At 53.8% G+C, this 15,389-nt stretch carries 14 protein-coding genes; 3 read left to right on the top strand and 11 right to left on the bottom strand.

What is annotated here, in order from left to right:
* Positions 1-79: 79 nt before the first annotated feature.
* From acpP to yceD, 7 genes are all read right to left on the bottom strand, one after another.
* On the bottom strand, positions 80-316 hold the full coding sequence (gene acpP, locus AAIR21_RS05625; protein WP_003857954.1) for an acyl carrier protein: 237 nt from the start codon (positions 314-316) through the stop codon (positions 80-82).
* A gap of 154 nt (positions 317-470) precedes the next feature.
* Entirely contained in the window at positions 471-1,205 is a 735-nt protein-coding gene (gene fabG, locus AAIR21_RS05630) for a 3-oxoacyl-ACP reductase FabG (protein WP_014169575.1), read from the bottom strand.
* A gap of 12 nt (positions 1,206-1,217) precedes the next feature.
* Positions 1,218-2,147, bottom strand: coding sequence for an ACP S-malonyltransferase (fabD, locus tag AAIR21_RS05635; RefSeq protein WP_113656776.1), 930 nt, complete (start codon positions 2,145-2,147; stop codon positions 1,218-1,220).
* A gap of 15 nt (positions 2,148-2,162) precedes the next feature.
* Positions 2,163-3,116 (bottom strand): beta-ketoacyl-ACP synthase III, encoded by a 954-nt coding sequence (locus AAIR21_RS05640; protein ID WP_014169572.1) that lies wholly within the window; start codon positions 3,114-3,116, stop codon positions 2,163-2,165.
* A 6-nt stretch (positions 3,117-3,122) separates the two neighbouring features.
* Positions 3,123-4,157, bottom strand: a complete 1,035-nt coding sequence (gene plsX / locus AAIR21_RS05645) for a phosphate acyltransferase PlsX (RefSeq protein ID WP_065240342.1) — start codon at positions 4,155-4,157, stop codon at positions 3,123-3,125.
* Positions 4,158-4,237: 80 nt separating this feature from the next.
* The gene (rpmF, locus tag AAIR21_RS05650; RefSeq protein WP_003857964.1) at positions 4,238-4,411 is read right to left on the bottom strand and encodes a 50S ribosomal protein L32; all 174 of its coding nucleotides are present in this window, start codon (positions 4,409-4,411) and stop codon (positions 4,238-4,240) included.
* Between the two features lie 16 nt (positions 4,412-4,427).
* Complete coding sequence (gene yceD / locus AAIR21_RS05655; RefSeq protein WP_183516453.1) at positions 4,428-4,949, bottom strand: 23S rRNA accumulation protein YceD; 522 nt, start codon at positions 4,947-4,949, stop codon at positions 4,428-4,430.
* A 140-nt stretch (positions 4,950-5,089) separates the two neighbouring features.
* On the opposite strand from yceD, the gene AAIR21_RS05660 reads away from it, so the two are divergent.
* A complete protein-coding gene (locus tag AAIR21_RS05660) occupies positions 5,090-5,674 on the top strand; it encodes a Maf family protein (protein ID WP_020884671.1) in 585 nt (194 codons plus the stop codon).
* Positions 5,675-5,737: 63 nt separating this feature from the next.
* Here the strand turns inward: AAIR21_RS05660 and rluC are convergent, their stop codons facing one another.
* Positions 5,738-6,685 carry a 23S rRNA pseudouridine(955/2504/2580) synthase RluC gene (gene rluC / locus AAIR21_RS05665; protein ID WP_014169568.1) on the bottom strand — a complete coding sequence of 316 codons (948 nt, stop codon included), beginning with the start codon at positions 6,683-6,685 and terminating at the stop codon, positions 5,738-5,740.
* A 572-nt stretch (positions 6,686-7,257) separates the two neighbouring features.
* On the opposite strand from rluC, the gene rne reads away from it, so the two are divergent.
* Complete coding sequence (gene rne / locus AAIR21_RS05670) at positions 7,258-10,368, top strand: ribonuclease E (RefSeq protein ID WP_020884673.1); 3,111 nt, start codon at positions 7,258-7,260, stop codon at positions 10,366-10,368.
* A 40-nt stretch (positions 10,369-10,408) separates the two neighbouring features.
* On the opposite strand, the gene AAIR21_RS05675 is transcribed toward rne, so the two are convergent.
* On the bottom strand, positions 10,409-11,434 hold the full coding sequence (locus tag AAIR21_RS05675) for a LysR family transcriptional regulator (RefSeq protein ID WP_410379983.1): 1,026 nt from the start codon (positions 11,432-11,434) through the stop codon (positions 10,409-10,411).
* 19 nt (positions 11,435-11,453) lie between these two features.
* On the opposite strand from AAIR21_RS05675, the gene AAIR21_RS05680 reads away from it, so the two are divergent.
* The gene (locus tag AAIR21_RS05680) at positions 11,454-12,668 is read left to right on the top strand and encodes an MFS transporter (protein WP_032681257.1); all 1,215 of its coding nucleotides are present in this window, start codon (positions 11,454-11,456) and stop codon (positions 12,666-12,668) included.
* 75 nt (positions 12,669-12,743) lie between these two features.
* Here the strand turns inward: AAIR21_RS05680 and flgL are convergent, their stop codons facing one another.
* Positions 12,744-13,697, bottom strand: a complete 954-nt coding sequence (gene flgL, locus AAIR21_RS05685; protein WP_014169564.1) for a flagellar hook-associated protein FlgL — start codon at positions 13,695-13,697, stop codon at positions 12,744-12,746.
* A gap of 14 nt (positions 13,698-13,711) precedes the next feature.
* Entirely contained in the window at positions 13,712-15,352 is a 1,641-nt protein-coding gene (gene flgK, locus AAIR21_RS05690) for a flagellar hook-associated protein FlgK (RefSeq protein ID WP_020884676.1), read from the bottom strand.
* Positions 15,353-15,389: the final 37 nt, after the last annotated feature.

Raw genomic sequence — 15,389 nt, forward strand, 5'->3', positions numbered from 1 at the left:
CAGGGAGGGATAAAAAAGGGATTCGTGGGACAAAAAAGATAAAACTCAGGCGGTCGAATGACCGCCTGGAGATGTTCACTTACGCCTGGTGACCGTTGATGTAATCAATGGCAGCCTGAACGGTGGTGATCTTCTCAGCTTCTTCGTCCGGAATCTCAGTATCAAACTCTTCTTCCAGAGCCATTACCAGCTCAACGGTGTCAAGAGAATCTGCGCCCAGGTCTTCAACGAAGGAAGCGGAGTTCACAACTTCTTCCTGCTTAACGCCCAGCTGTTCGCCGATAATTTTCTTAACGCGTTCTTCGATAGTGCTCATACTCTTAAATTTCCTATCAAAACTCGCTTTCGCGATGGTTTTCGTAGTGTATAAAATGTTGAAAAATTTGCAACTAAATCCCGGCAGTTCTTACCACGATTTTACGTTATTTTGAGGCCATTCGCCCTAATAACGCAAATATTTTTCATCGTGATTAAACCATGTACATCCCGCCGTTGACGTGGAGGGTCTCACCAGTGATGTAACCCGCTTCGTCAGAGGCTAAAAATGCAACCGCGCTGGCAATTTCTTTAGGGTCGCCTAAGCGGCCCGCTGGAACAGCTGCCAGCGTACCCGCACGCTGCTCATCAGTTAGCGCACGCGTCATGTCCGTTTCAATAAAGCCCGGAGCAACAACGTTTACAGTAATACCGCGGGACGCAACTTCACGTGCCAGCGACTTACTGAAACCGATCAGACCTGCTTTCGCCGCAGCGTAGTTAGCCTGACCAGCATTTCCCATGGTACCAACCACAGAACCGACAGTGATAATACGACCATGACGCTTTTTCATCATAGCGCGCATTACCGCTTTTGACAGACGGAATACAGATGACAGGTTGGTTTCGATGATATCGTTCCACTCGTCGTCTTTCATTCGCATTAACAGGTTATCACGAGTGATCCCGGCATTATTTACCAGAATATCCACTTCGCCAAATTCTGCGCGAATATTTTCCAGAACAGATTCGATAGATGCAGGTTCGGTCACATTCAGAACCAGACCTTTACCGTTCGCACCCAGATACTCGCTGATGGCCTTAGCGCCATTCTCGCTGGTTGCTGTACCAATCACTTTCGCGCCGCGCGCAACCAGTGTTTCAGCAATTGCACGCCCGATACCGCGGCTTGCGCCAGTGACCAGGGCAATTTTTCCTTCAAAACTCATGGTATTCCTCTTTTATTGCGAGAGTGCCGCTGACATCGCGTCCGGCTCGTTAATTGCCGAAGCAGTCAGGGTGTCAACAATACGTTTTGTCAGACCGGTGAGGACTTTACCTGGGCCGACTTCATACAGATGCCCAACGCCCTGAGAGGCCATAAACTCAACGGTTTTGGTCCACTGTACCGGGCTGTAGAGCTGGCGAACCAGCGCATCACGGATAGCGTCCGGCGAGGTTTCGCATTTCACATCGACGTTGTTCACAACGGAGATTGTCGGTGTGTTAAAAGTAATTTTTTCAAGCTCAACGGCCAGTTTATCGGCAGCAGGTTTCATCAGTGCGCAGTGGGACGGTACGCTGACGGGCAGCGGCAGAGCGCGTTTCGCGCCTGCAGCTTTACAGGCTGCACCAGCACGTTCAACCGCGTCTTTATGACCGGCGATAACCACCTGGCCTGGCGAGTTGAAGTTAACGGGAGACACCACCTGACCTTCAGCGGATTCTTCACACGCTTTTGCAATCGCAGCGTCATCGAGGCCGATGATAGCAGACATGCCACCGGTGCCTTCAGGTACTGCTTCCTGCATGAACTTACCGCGCAGTTCAACCAGACGCACCGCGTCAGCAAACGCGATAACACCGGCACACACCAGCGCAGAGTATTCACCCAGGCTATGGCCCGCGAGCAGCGCTGGCGCTTTACCGCCCTGCTGCTGCCAGACACGCCACAGCGCAACGGACGCCGTCAACAGCGCTGGCTGAGTCTGCCAGGTTTTGTTCAGCTCTTCGGCTGGCCCCTGTTGGGTCAGCGCCCACAAATCATAACCCAGCGCAGCGGAAGCTTCACGGAAAGTCTCTTCGATAACCGGATACTTTGCTGCCATTTCAGACAACATCCCAACGGCCTGAGAACCCTGGCCCGGGAACACAAAAGCAAATTGCGTCATTATTTAATCCTTATACTAGAAACGAACCAGCGCGGAACCCCAGGTGAACCCGCCACCAAAGGCTTCAAGCAAGACCAACTGGCCCCGTTTGATTCGTCCGTCACGTACCGCTTCATCAAATGCGCACGGTACTGACGCCGCAGAGGTATTGCCGTGACGATCCAGCGTCACCACAACGTTATCCATCGACATGCCCAGCTTTTTAGCGGTCGCGCTGATGATGCGCAGGTTCGCCTGATGCGGCACCAGCCAGTCGAGTGCGGAGCGGTCAAGGTTATTCGCTTCCAGCGTTTCATCGACAATGTGCGCAAGCTCAGTCACCGCCACCTTGAACACCTCATTACCGGCCATCGTCAGGTAAATAGCGTTATCCGGATTAACGCGATCGGCGTTAGGCAGGGTCAGTAATTCGCCGTAGCTGCCATCGGCATGCAGATGCGTAGAGATGATGCCCGGCTCTTCGGACTGACCGAGCAGTACCGCGCCCGCACCATCACCAAAAATAATGATCGTCCCACGATCGGTTGGATCGCAGGTACGTGCCAGCACGTCAGCACCGATGACCAGCGCATATTTCACGGCACCGGATTTAACATACTGATCGGCAACGCTCAGCGCATAGGTGAACCCTGCGCACGCTGCGGCAACGTCAAATGCCGGGCAGCCTTTAATCCCGAGCATGTTTTGCACCTGGCACGCTGCGCTTGGGAAGGCATGCGTGGCAGAGGTCGTGGCAACCACGATCAAGCCAATCTGATCTTTATCAATGCCCGCCATTTCGATAGCACGTTGCGCGGCTTCGTAACCCATGGTCGAAACGGTTTCGTCTGGCGCGGCAATACGACGTTCACGGATACCTGTGCGCGTGACAATCCACTCGTCAGACGTATCTACCATTTTTTCAAGATCGGCGTTGGTACGCACGTGTTTTGGCAGGTAGCTGCCGGTACCTAAAATCTTCGTATACATGTACGCTCAGTCACTTTTAGCTAATACAGATTCCAGGCGAGCGGCAATCCGCTGAGGGACTTGTCGCTGCACCGCCTGCACTGCCTGTTCAATGGCGACAGTAAATGCTCGCTGATTGGCGGCACCATGACTCTTAATCACGATGCCGCGCAATCCTAACAGACAGGCGCCATTATACTGGTCGGGGTTGAGGTGACTGAATCGCCGCGTCAGGCTTTTTTGTAACCAACGCTTTAATAAAATCAACCACCAGGCGCTTTTTTTGCCTTCTCCCTGCGATTTAAGCAGTGAGAGAAACATTCGCACGACCCCTTCCATGGTCTTCAACGTTACGTTCCCGGTGAAGCCATCACACACCAGAACATCCGTTTTCCCCGTCAGCAACTCATTGGCTTCGAGATAACCAATATAGTTGATGGAGGGAACCTGTTTGAGCAATTCGGCAGCTTCGCGAATACTGTCCAGGCCTTTGGTCTCTTCTTCACCGATGTTCAATAACGCAACACGGGGATTGTTTATCCCGACCACTTCTTCTGCCAGCACCGACCCCATCACGGCAAACTGAGCCAGCATTGTACTATCACAATCGACGTTAGCACCCAAATCGAGCACCACCGTCTTGCCCTTCTGCTGATGCGGTAATACCGTCACCAGCGCCGGACGCTCAATACCTTCAATAGGTTTGAGCAACAATTTCGACAGCCCCATCAGCGCGCCGGTATTTCCCGCACTGACGCAAGCCTCCGCGCGTCCTTCCTTCACCAGCTCCAGCGCCATTCGCATAGAACTGTCCCGGCTATTGCGAATCGCCTGCGATGGACGTGCATCACTGGCAATAACTGACTGCGCAGGAATAATCTGCAGACGCGAACGTTGTTCGAAGTCAGCTTTTGCAAGTAATGGCGTGATTGTGTCGGGATTGCCGACTAAAAGAAGTGTGAGTTGCGAATTAGAATTCAGTGCCTGCAAAGCTGCAGGCACTGTCACGGAAGGGCCAAAATCCCCTCCCATGACATCTAACGCCAGGGTTAGACGTGTCAAGGTATCGTCACAGCCTGGTTCGGTAAATTCCCCGTTTGCACGGGGAAATCCTCACTAAGCCTAATCACGCTGACGCGTGATTACTTAGTGATAACCTTGCGGCCGCGGTAGAAACCGTCAGCGGTGATGTGGTGACGCAGGTGTTTCTCACCAGAAGTCTTGTCTACAGACAGGCTGGTAACTGCAGTCAGCGCGTCATGGGAACGACGCATGCCACGTTTGGAACGGGTTGGTTTATTCTGTTGTACGGCCATGGACCTTACTCCTCAATTACTTACGCTTTAAGCTGGCTAATACGGCAAATGGGTTTGGTTTTTGCGCTTCATCAGGCAGTTCCCCAAAGACCATGTCCGCCACGGACACTTCACAGTGTTCAGATTCATGCACCGGAACGACTGGCAAGGAGAGGATGATTTCATCTTCAACCAGAGCCAGAAGATCGATTTCACCGAATTCATTAACTTCAATCGGTTCATACGCTTCCGGGAGTGCTTCAGCCTGTTCGTCAGAACGGACCGGACTGAAACAATACGTTGTGTGAACATGCTGTACAAACGGTTTCCCGCAACGCTGACATTCGAGGGTTACCGTCACCTTTGCATCACCGGTTAAAACGGCGAGACGCTGGTTATCGATAGCGAACGACATGGAGCATTCTACATCACTGTCCACACTGACTACGGATTCGGCGACACGCTCAGCCTGATCGGAAGTATAAATACCTTCGTAATCGAGGCGTTTTTGAGCCGTGCGAACCGGATCAAGAGTCAGGGGTAATTTTACCTTTTGCATAGGGCGCGCATATTAACTTTGTAACGTCATATAGTCAAAGAAAAAGGCAACCACAGCTGCCTTTTGCCAATTATTCGCACACATTGCGGCCTGTAGTTTAAAATGGCTGGCATCGATACGCTATATCTGGTGATAAAAATATGCCAAATCTCGTTCTTGCCTCCACCTCACCCTACCGCCGAATGTTGCTGGAAAAGCTCGGGATCCCGTTTGAATGCGCGGCGCCGGAAGTTGACGAGACGCCGCAGCCGGGCGAATCACCGCGTCACCTGGTCACCCGTCTTGCGAAGGAGAAAGCGCAATCACTTACCGCACGCTACCCTTCGCATTTGATTATAGGCTCCGATCAGGTTTGTGTGCTGGACGGTGTTATCACCGGAAAGCCGCACACTGAAGCGAATGCCTGCCAGCAGCTTATGCAAGCGCGGGGCAATATCGTCACCTTTTATACGGGTCTGGCACTCTACAACTCCGCCTCGGGTCACCTGCAAACCGAATGCGAACCTTTCGACGTCCATTTTCGCCATCTTAGCGAGCAGGAAATCGCCGACTATGTGCGTCGGGAGCGACCGCTCAATTGCGCCGGAAGCTTCAAAAGTGAAGGTCTGGGGATTGCCCTGTTCGACAAGCTGGACGGACGTGACCCGAACACGCTGGTCGGGTTGCCGCTGATAGCATTGTGCCAGATGCTCAGACGCGAGGAGTGTAATCCACTGAAGATGTGAGTATTACGGGTGATGCATCACTTACCGGCCAGGGAGACCTCAGGCCGGTAAGTGCCAGCCAAATCAGCCGCGCAGCACCTTCAGGCAGCGTTTTAACTGCTCATCAAGGGGGGCTTCAATGCGAATTGTTTCGCCGGTATTCGGGTGAGTGAACGTCAGTGCCGCCGCATGCAGGAACAGGCGTGACAACCCGGTGCCCGCCAGTTGCTTATCAAACTCCCTGTCGCCATAGCGGTCATCAAATGCGATCGGATGACCGGCATACTGCGTATGTACGCGGATCTGGTGGGTACGGCCGGTTACCGGGCTGCAGCGCACCAGCGTGGCGAACGCATAGCGCTCTTCCACTTTGAAACGCGTTTCAGACGGCTTCCCTTCCTGATTCACACGGACAATGCGCTCACCGCTTTGCAAAATATTCTTCAGCAAAGGTGCCTGCACCGCCTTAACGTGGGACTGCCAGTGGCCGCGAACCAGCGCCAGATAATCCTTCTGCATCCCTTTTTCACGCAGCTGCTCATGCAGGGAACGCAGGGCAGAACGTTTTTTTGCGACCAGCAGCACGCCGGAGGTATCGCGATCGAGACGGTGAACCAGTTCAAGGAAACGGGCTTCAGGGCGCAGCGCACGCAGGCCTTCAATCACGCCAAAGCTCAGACCACTCCCGCCATGGACAGCGGTACCTGACGGTTTATTCAGCACCAGGATATGATCATCCTCATAAAGGATAACGTCACTCAGGGCGGCCACTTTCTGCAACCTGGGTGAAACGACCTCTTCTTCGCGTTCCGCAACACGGACCGGTGGGATACGCACTTCATCACCGGCTTCGAGTTTGTACTCAGGCTTTACGCGTTTTTTGTTAACCCGCACTTCACCCTTGCGCAGGATGCGGTAAATCATGCTCTTTGGCACGCCTTTGAGTTGGGTGCGCAAAAAGTTATCGATACGTTGCCCCGCGTCGTCTTCCGCGATGGCAACCATTTTTACGGCTGGAGTCTCTGTTTTCATGGTTGGCGATTCTAAATATCGTCAGCCATTAGCGCCACTCATTTTTCTATGCTTATATTTACTTTTATCCGGCCTGTCCCCTGTTTCACGCAATCGATTTGGTGGTTATTAAACCAATCACCACCTTGAAGTGAAGAAACTGTGAGTAACCGGGTGATAATTGGTAAAAGTCATCTTGCTATAACCCGGCGAGCAGTGGAATAATGAACTCGTTTTCCGTGTTAAATCCTGGTTAAGTAAGGATCTCGACGGAATGACCAATTTTGTCTGACCGATCATCCACGCAGCAATGGCGTAAGACGTATTGATCTTTCAGGCAGTTAGCGGGCTGCGGGTTGCAGTACTTCCCGGTATAAGGATTGTTCTCTGGAGAGTTCTACCCAGGCAATTCCCCTGATAATTGCGCTGTGTTTCCGTATGAAATACAGGCAACCGACACTCTGCGCCTCTTAAGCGAGCGACAACCGTGAGGTTGGCGACGTGAATAGACACGAGGCCATCGGTTCATACCCCGGAAAGCGTCACCTTGCCCGCAGCTTTGTCGTCAATGTAAGAATAACGAGTAAGTTACGATGAAAAGAATGTTAATCAACGCAACTCAGCAAGAAGAGTTGCGTGTCGCCCTTGTGGATGGGCAGCGCCTGTACGATCTGGATATCGAAAGTCCTGGACACGAACAGAAAAAAGCGAACATTTACAAAGGTAAAATCACCCGCATTGAACCAAGCCTTGAAGCTGCATTTGTCGATTACGGTGCTGAGCGTCACGGTTTCCTCCCTCTGAAAGAAATCGCCCGCGAATATTTCCCTGCAAACTATAACTCCCATGGCCGCCCAAACATCAAAGATGTGCTGCGTGAAGGTCAGGAAGTCATTGTTCAGATTGATAAAGAAGAGCGTGGCAACAAAGGTGCCGCACTGACCACCTTTATCAGTCTTGCGGGAAGTTACCTGGTCCTGATGCCAAACAACCCGCGTGCCGGTGGTATCTCTCGCCGCATCGAAGGTGATGACCGTACCGAGCTGAAAGAAGCGCTGGCAAGTCTTGAGCTGCCTGACGGCATGGGGCTTATCGTGCGTACCGCAGGCGTCGGCAAATCTGCCGAAGCGCTGCAGTGGGACTTAAGCTTCCGTCTGAAGCACTGGGAAGCAATCCAGAAAGCGGCAGAAAGCCGCGCAGCGCCGTTCCTGATTCACCAGGAAAGCAACGTGATTGTGCGTGCCTTCCGTGACTACCTGCGTCAGGACATCGGTGAGATTCTGATCGATAACCCGAAAGTGCTTGAGCTGGCGCGCCAGCACATCGCTGCGCTGGGTCGTCCTGATTTCACCAGCAAAATCAAACTGTACACCGGTGAAATCCCGCTGTTCAGCCATTATCAGATCGAATCGCAGATTGAATCCGCTTTCCAGCGTGAAGTGCGTCTGCCATCCGGTGGTTCTATCGTTATTGATACGACCGAAGCGCTCACCGCCATCGACATCAACTCCGCACGTGCTACGCGCGGCGGTGATATCGAAGAGACCGCCTTCAACACCAACCTTGAAGCCGCTGATGAAATCGCCCGCCAGCTCCGCCTGCGTGACCTGGGTGGTCTGATTGTTATCGACTTTATCGACATGACCCCTGTTCGCCACCAGCGTGCGGTTGAAAACCGTCTGCGCGAAGCGGTACGTCAGGATCGTGCTCGTATCCAGATTAGCCATATCTCACGCTTCGGCTTGCTGGAGATGTCCCGTCAGCGTCTGAGCCCTTCACTCGGTGAATCCAGCCATCACGTCTGTCCGCGCTGCTCCGGTACCGGTACCGTTCGTGATAACGAATCTCTGTCCCTCTCTATTCTGCGTCTGATTGAAGAAGAAGCGCTGAAAGAGAACACCAAAGAGGTTCATGCCATTGTTCCCGTGCCAATTGCGTCCTACCTGCTGAACGAAAAACGTGCGGCCGTCAGCGCAATTGAATCACGCCAGGGCGATGTTCGCTGCATCATCGTGCCTAACGATCAGATGGAAACCCCGCACTACCACGTGCTGCGTGTCCGTAAGGGTGAAGAGACCAGCACGCTCAGCTATCTGCTGCCTAAGCTGCATGAAGAAGAGATGGCGCTGCCTTCCGATGAAGAACCTGCCGAGCGCAAACTGCCAGAGCAGCCAGCCTTAGCGACCTTCATCATGCCTGAAGCTCCGCCAGAAACGGCACTGGAAAAACCTGTGACCAAACCGGTTGCGCAAAAACCAGAAGCCGTTGCGGTCAAAGCCCAGCCAGAACAACCGGGTCTGCTGAGCCGCCTCTTCGGTGCGCTGAAAAAGATGTTTGCAGGCGAAGAAGTCCAGCAGCCTGAGCAACCGAAAGAAGCACCGAAAGAAGCGAAACCTGAACGTCAGCAGGACCGTCGTAAACGTCAGAACAACCGCCGTGACCGTAACGATCGTAATGACCGTAACGAACGCCGTGACAACCGTTCGGACAATAATGAGGGTCGTGAGCAACGCGAAGACAACCGTCGCAACCGTCGCGAGAAGCAACCGCAGAATGTTGAAGATCGTGAAATTCGCCAGCAGGCGGGCGATGAGTCTGAGAAGAGCAAACAGCGCGACGAGCAGCAGCCACGCCGTGAGCGTAGCCGTCGTCGTAACGACGAGAAGCGCCAGGCGCAGCAGGAAGTCAAAAACCTGAACCGCGAAGAGCCTGTTGAACAACAGGAAAGCGAGCAGGAAGAACGTACTCAGGTTATGCCGCGTCGTAAGCAGCGCCAGCTGTCACAGAAAGTACGTGTAGGTGCTCTGCAGGTGGAAGAGACCGTCATCGTCCCTGCAGAAGCAAGTGACACTGCACCAGGCACTCAACTGGCGAAAGTGGATCTGCCGGCCGTCGTCGAAAACAACGCTGAGCAAGACGATAACGGTGAAGGCCGTGATAACGCGGGTATGCCACGTCGTTCACGCCGTTCTCCGCGTCACCTGCGCGTCAGCGGTCAACGTCGTCGTCGTTATCGCGATGAGCGTTACCCGACACAGTCGCCAATGCCATTAACCGTAGCGTGCGCGTCTCCTGAAATGGCATCCGGTAAAGTCTGGATCCGCTACCCGGTTGCTCGTCAGGAACAGGTTGTGGAAGAACAGGCTGTCACCGAAGAGGTGATTGCCCCGGTAGCCGCAACTGAAGAAGCGGTAAATGAAGCCGCTATCGTGGTTGAGCCACAGGCCGTTGAGTCAGAAGCGCCTCATGCAGTAGACGTTGAAACCACGCACCCAGAAGTGATTGCCGCGCCGGTTGACGCCGCACCGCAGCTTATTGCTGAAGAAGACACCGTGGTCGCTGAAGACGTTGTTGCTGAGGTTCAGCCAGCAGCAACGGTAGAAGAGACCCCGGACGTGGTTGTTGAAACCGTGACTGAAGACGTGGTTCAGGACGTTGAAATTGACGTCGAACCGGTGCGTGAAGCCGCGAAAGCAGAAGAGCCAGAAGTGAAAGCCGAGCCGGTAATCACAGCGCCGGCCCCTGCTCACGTTGCGACAGCCCCGATGACTCGCGCACCTGCGCCGGAATATGTGCCGGAAGCGCCGCGTCACAGTGACTGGGTCCGCCCTGCGTTCAACTTTGACGGTAAAGGCTCTGCCGGTGGCCACAGTGCAACGCATCAGGCGACGGCACCGGCTACCCGTCCGCAGTCTGTTGAGTAACGACACATAGCGTAAAAAGCCGACCTTCGGGTCGGCTTTTTTATTGCTCGCGTGCCGGCTTTCTCATACCCGCAATGTCCGGCATCACCCTCTTCATCATCTCCAGAAAACGGCGTAAACGCGCCGGATAATAACGCGACCACGGATAAACCAGATGAACCGGGAGCGCGGCGGGCTGCCACTGTGGAAGCAAATGCACTAAGCGCCCTTCCTGGATATCCTGCTTGACCGTCCAGCTTGAAACCATCGCCACCCCTAACCCTGTCAGGGCGGTATTGCGCGCAACATGCAGGCTATCCGTGCTTAGTCGTGGCGCAATGGAAATACGTTTTACCTGCGCAAGATCATCCCACAACTCCACATGTCGCTGATAGAACGTGCTGATGGCAATCCAGGGAAGCGCCTGCAGATCCTCCGGTGTGTGAACCGGCGCAAACTGGTCCAGCAGCGCAGGCGAAGCTACCACACAGCGTGGCACTTCCGCCAACAGCACGGAGACGGTTGCCGGATCCACCTCTCCGCCAACTCGAATAGCACAATCCAGATTGTCGCTCAGAAAATCCACCGACTTATCGTTGAGCATCCACTCCACCGACAGCTGAGGATAACGCTGCAAAAACTCCGTTAACGGCCTCAGAAGCTGATCCTGCCCAAAGGCGTGCGGTGCACGTACCCGTAACACGCCGACCGGCTCGTCCTCCGTCTGGCCGATTTCATCTTCCAGTGCCAGCCAGCTATCAATGACCCGCCGGGCATGTTGATAGCAGCGCTCGCCGTCATCGGTAAGTTTTGTTGCATGGGTGGTTCGCAATAAAAGCCGTACCCCCAGCAGCGTTTCCAGAGACTGAAGGCGGCGGCTCACCGTAGCCTGGCTCGTCGCAAGCAGTCTTGCCGCCCCGGATAGCGATCCGCTTTCCACAATACGAACAAATGTGCGCATGAGTTCCACCCTGTCTATACGCTCAACTCGCTTCATTATTTTCTCTGCTATACGCCAAACGTATAAGCGTTTTACCACCAGGCCCTCTACCGTCGCAAGGCGTAGTGATAAAAAATAGCGGCACATTATGAGTGAGGAACGTCTTATGAACACAACAACTGCTCCCCATGCCGCCAGTCGCTGGGTGATTTTTATGCTGGCTCTGGGGGCTGGCTTTAGCGTCGCATCCATTTACTACGCGCAACCGCTGCTGCCGCTGATAGGCGCCGACCTTCATCTTAGTATTGAAGGGATGGGGCTGGTCCCGACGCTGACCCAGGCAGGCTACGCGCTCGGTATTCTTTTTCTGTTGCCGCTTGGCGATCGTCACGACCGCAGGACGTTAATCCTGATAAAAAGCGCCGCCCTGGCACTGTTTCTGCTGGGCTGCAGCCTGACCGGGCAGCAGCACTCACTGCTGCTGGCAAGCCTGCTGATTGGCATGGCCGCGACCATGGCACAAGATATCGTTCCCGCAGCGGCTATCCTCGCCCCCGAAGGGAAACAGGGAAAAACCGTGGGAACCGTGATGACAGGGTTGCTGATGGGTATCTTGCTGTCGCGAACCGTCAGCGGTGTGGTGGGTGAAGCTTTTGGCTGGCGCGTCATGTATCAGTTGGCCGCTGTAAGCATCGCATTTATTGGGGCGGTGATGTGGCGGGTACTCCCGCGTTTTGCCATTCACTCCACGCTGAGTTATCCCGCCCTGATGCGCTCAATGGAACATCTGTGGCGTCGTTACCCGGCTCTGCGTCGTGCAGCACTGGCACAAGGTTTTCTCTCGATTGCCTTTAGCGCCTTTTGGTCAACGCTGGCGGTCATGCTGCTGGAGCGCTATCATCTGGGGAGCGCCGTCGCGGGTGGTTTTGGTATTGCCGGGGCCGCGGGGGCCTTAGCCGCCCCGCTGGCGGGAGGTCTGGCGGACAAGCTGGGCGCCGGAAAAGTCACGCAGCTTGGCGCAGCACTGGTTACCGTCTCGTTTGCCCTGATGTTCCTGATGCCCGCGCTGGGTCTTCATGGACAACTGATTCTGATTGCAGTCTCAGCCATCGGGTTTGATCTGGGCCTGCAGTCCAGTCTGGTGGCGCACCAGAATCTGGTCTATAGCCTTGAGCCTCAGGCCAGGGGGCGTCTTAACGCCCTGCTCTTTACGGTGGTGTTTATCGGCATGGCGTTAGGTTCGGCTGCGGGGAGTAAAATCTACACGCTGGCTGGCTGGACGGGCGTGGTTGCCCTGGCAACGGTATGCGGTGTCATTGCGCTGGCAATACGTCTGATTGAAAGTGCACGCGTCGCCTCCGCACCGGCAGAGATCGCGTAAAAAAAATGCCCAATCCACACGGATTGGGCAGTAAAACATGCCCAGTTTCAAGACATGTTCCAAGAGGTCAAGATGTTATCTGTTCAGCTGGAACAGGGACATGCCCTGCATATCGCTAAACGCTTTATAAGATGCCTGCAGCGCGGCCTGCTGCATGGTGTAAGAGGAGATCGCTGCGTTCCAGTCCACATCAACCAGGTCGCTCATCTGCTTAGTCTGGCCCAGTGCACGATCGTCACCAAGGTTATCCAGCTTTTCAAGCTCGTTCATCTTGGTACCTACATCAGCAGCGACAGTAAGAATGTTGTTCTGGGTATTTGTGATGCCGGTTTGAGCATCAGAAATGATTTTCCCCTGTGCTTCAGCTGCAGCAGAGTCGGTATCGACGGGAACCTTAAGCGCGGTAATCGCCGTATCGAGGATCTTGAACATGTTCGTCTCGCCATATCCGCCACCTGGCAGTTCTTTGGCGTTACTGGTGATGCTTTCGAAGATCTGCTGACCCGTGTGGCTAATGACCATATTACGCGCGGTATCAACCTGCTGCGAAATAGCCTCAGTACCGCCTTTGTAGTCACCGGTAACGGAATCAAACGGTGGCACTTCAGTCTTAAAGCCGGCAAAGATAAACCGACCATTACCATCCGCGGTGTTTGCAAGGTTCATCAATTGGTCGCGAATACCTTGCAAATCGCTCGCCAGCGACAGGCGATCGTCATCACTTAAGGTTGCGTTTCCGGCATAGACTAATTTCTCTTTAGCACTGGTGATAGCGGCAGTAACCTGGTTAAGCACATTATCTTCGAGAGAAACTTTTTGTGATGCGAACGATCTGGCCAACGCAAACTGGCTATTTTGTGACTGTGATTGTGACAGAACAATAGCCTGCGACGCCGCGATAGGATCGTCCGACGGACGATTGACACGCTTGCCGGTGGACATTTGTTCACCATAACTCAACCACTTGCTCTGGGAATCGGTGATCCCGCGCATGTTTTGGTCGTACATCATCTGGGTGCTAATACGCATGTTTCACCTCAGCCTTAGCGAATATTAATGATTGCATCAAAGAGCGAGCTGGCAGTTTGTAGAACCTGCGCATTAGCGAGGTAATACTGCTGATAGCGCTGCAAATTGCCATACTCTTCGTCAAGGTTTACCCCTGAGATCGACTGCTGCTGTTTGGTTAACTGCGTCGCCACATTCGCTTTCGTTTCGCTGCTGGTTTTCAGTGCCGCTGTTGAGCTACCAACGGTACTGACGAGGGAAGCATAAGCATCATTGAAAGACTTATTCCCGCCGACAAGCTTGCTATTTTGCAGATCCAGCAATTTTTGACCGTTGCGGTTGTCACTTTCGCCACCGGCGCTTGTCGATGCCATCGCCAGTTTGGACTCATCATTAAACTTGAGTTCCATGTTTACGATGACATCAGAAACGGGCTTCACAACAAAACTGTCTTTGTTATTCGCGGTACCGCTCACGTTGACATTCAGGCCGTCGAAAGACAGATTGCCGCTCGCATCCGGACTCATCGTGAAACTGGTCTTATCCGACGTACGCGTAATGGTCCAGTCGGTTCCGTTGAACTGCAACTTATAATCGGTTGCCTGGACTTTAGTACTGTCAGCCACGGAGGCTGTCAGCGCGGCGGTACCTGAATTCTTGCTGTTGGACACAACCGCAGGCGAGCCAAAGTCAAAGAGCTTGCCGCCAGCATCGCCGTTAGCATCAAAACCCGCTTCATGCTGCTTGTTCATCGCGTCAGCAAAGGCCAGCGCCATCTGGTTAAGGCTATTACGCGCTTTATCCAGATCTTCAGAGCGGAAGGTGAGTAAACCGCCAAGGGTGCCGGTGGTAATCAGCTTCTCAGGAATTTCGATATTCCCGGAAACGTCATCGGTATAGGCCAGCGTTGTACGGGTTGGGTCTGCGCTGGAATTCACCGCAGCCAGCTGGTTCGCTTTGCTCCCCTGTACCAGGCTGTAACCGGTGCCAAATGAGACGTTATACGTGCCGCCATCCTGCACAGAAACTTCAACACCGACAATTTTATTCAGTTCGCTCACCAGCTGATCGCGTTGATCGAGCAGGTCGTTTGGTGATGAGCCAGCACCCACGCCGGTCAGACGGGAAATCTGATCGTTCAGGTTCGCAATCTGTTTGGCGTAGTTATTAATTTGATCGACGCTGGCAGAAATCGCGGTATTCACCTGAGAATCCTGATCGCGAAGATACTGATCGTTGGTTTTAAACTGATTGACCAGGCCATCCGCTTTGCCCAGCACCGTCTGGCGCGCAGCCGGATCTTCCGCGTTGCTCACCAGCGTCTGCAGACTTTTGAAGAAGTCCTGCAGCGTGGTAGAGAGCGAATTGGTGGTATCCGAGAGCACATCGTCGATTTTTGACATCTGCTGATAGCGCGTAGTCAGGCCGCTGCTCTGGGTCTGCGCGGCGCGCAGCTGGTTGGTAATGAATGCATCATACTCACGCTGGACACCGGAGACATAAACCCCGTTACCTACCCAGCCACCGCCGGTCAGCGTGCTGTTCGACGCGCCCAGCACTGTCGTCTGGCGGGTATAACCTGCCACGTTATAGCTTGAAATATTATTACTGACGGTATTGAGTGCCGACTGCGCAGCACTGAGGCCACTCATGGCACTGTTAATCAAACTGGACATGGGGGTTCCTTTTATACGTTCAGACACGAGTCCTGAT

The organism is Enterobacter sp. PTB, assembly GCF_051130085.1.
Taxonomy (GTDB): Bacteria; Pseudomonadota; Gammaproteobacteria; order Enterobacterales; family Enterobacteriaceae; genus Enterobacter; species Enterobacter ludwigii.

Excerpts from the sequence above, each read along its gene's own strand:
- acpP (WP_003857954.1), bottom strand. The coding sequence starts at position 316 with ATGAGCACTATCGAAGAACGCGTTAAGAAAATTATCGGCGAACAGCTG.
- AAIR21_RS05640 (WP_014169572.1), bottom strand. The coding sequence starts at position 3,116 with ATGTATACGAAGATTTTAGGTACCGGCAGCTACCTGCCAAAACACGTG.
- AAIR21_RS05660 (WP_020884671.1), top strand. The coding sequence starts at position 5,090 with ATGCCAAATCTCGTTCTTGCCTCCACCTCACCCTACCGCCGAATGTTG.
- rluC (WP_014169568.1), bottom strand. The coding sequence starts at position 6,685 with ATGAAAACAGAGACTCCAGCCGTAAAAATGGTTGCCATCGCGGAAGAC.
- yceD (WP_183516453.1), bottom strand. The coding sequence starts at position 4,949 with ATGCAAAAGGTAAAATTACCCCTGACTCTTGATCCGGTTCGCACGGCT.
- flgL (WP_014169564.1), bottom strand. The coding sequence starts at position 13,697 with ATGCGTATTAGCACCCAGATGATGTACGACCAAAACATGCGCGGGATC.
- fabD (WP_113656776.1), bottom strand. The coding sequence starts at position 2,147 with ATGACGCAATTTGCTTTTGTGTTCCCGGGCCAGGGTTCTCAGGCCGTT.
- AAIR21_RS05675 (WP_410379983.1), bottom strand. The coding sequence starts at position 11,434 with ATGTGCCGCTATTTTTTATCACTACGCCTTGCGACGGTAGAGGGCCTG.
- fabG (WP_014169575.1), bottom strand. The coding sequence starts at position 1,205 with ATGAGTTTTGAAGGAAAAATTGCCCTGGTCACTGGCGCAAGCCGCGGT.
- flgK (WP_020884676.1), bottom strand. The coding sequence starts at position 15,352 with ATGTCCAGTTTGATTAACAGTGCCATGAGTGGCCTCAGTGCTGCGCAG.
- AAIR21_RS05680 (WP_032681257.1), top strand. The coding sequence starts at position 11,454 with ATGAACACAACAACTGCTCCCCATGCCGCCAGTCGCTGGGTGATTTTT.
- rpmF (WP_003857964.1), bottom strand. The coding sequence starts at position 4,411 with ATGGCCGTACAACAGAATAAACCAACCCGTTCCAAACGTGGCATGCGT.
- rne (WP_020884673.1), top strand. The coding sequence starts at position 7,258 with ATGAAAAGAATGTTAATCAACGCAACTCAGCAAGAAGAGTTGCGTGTC.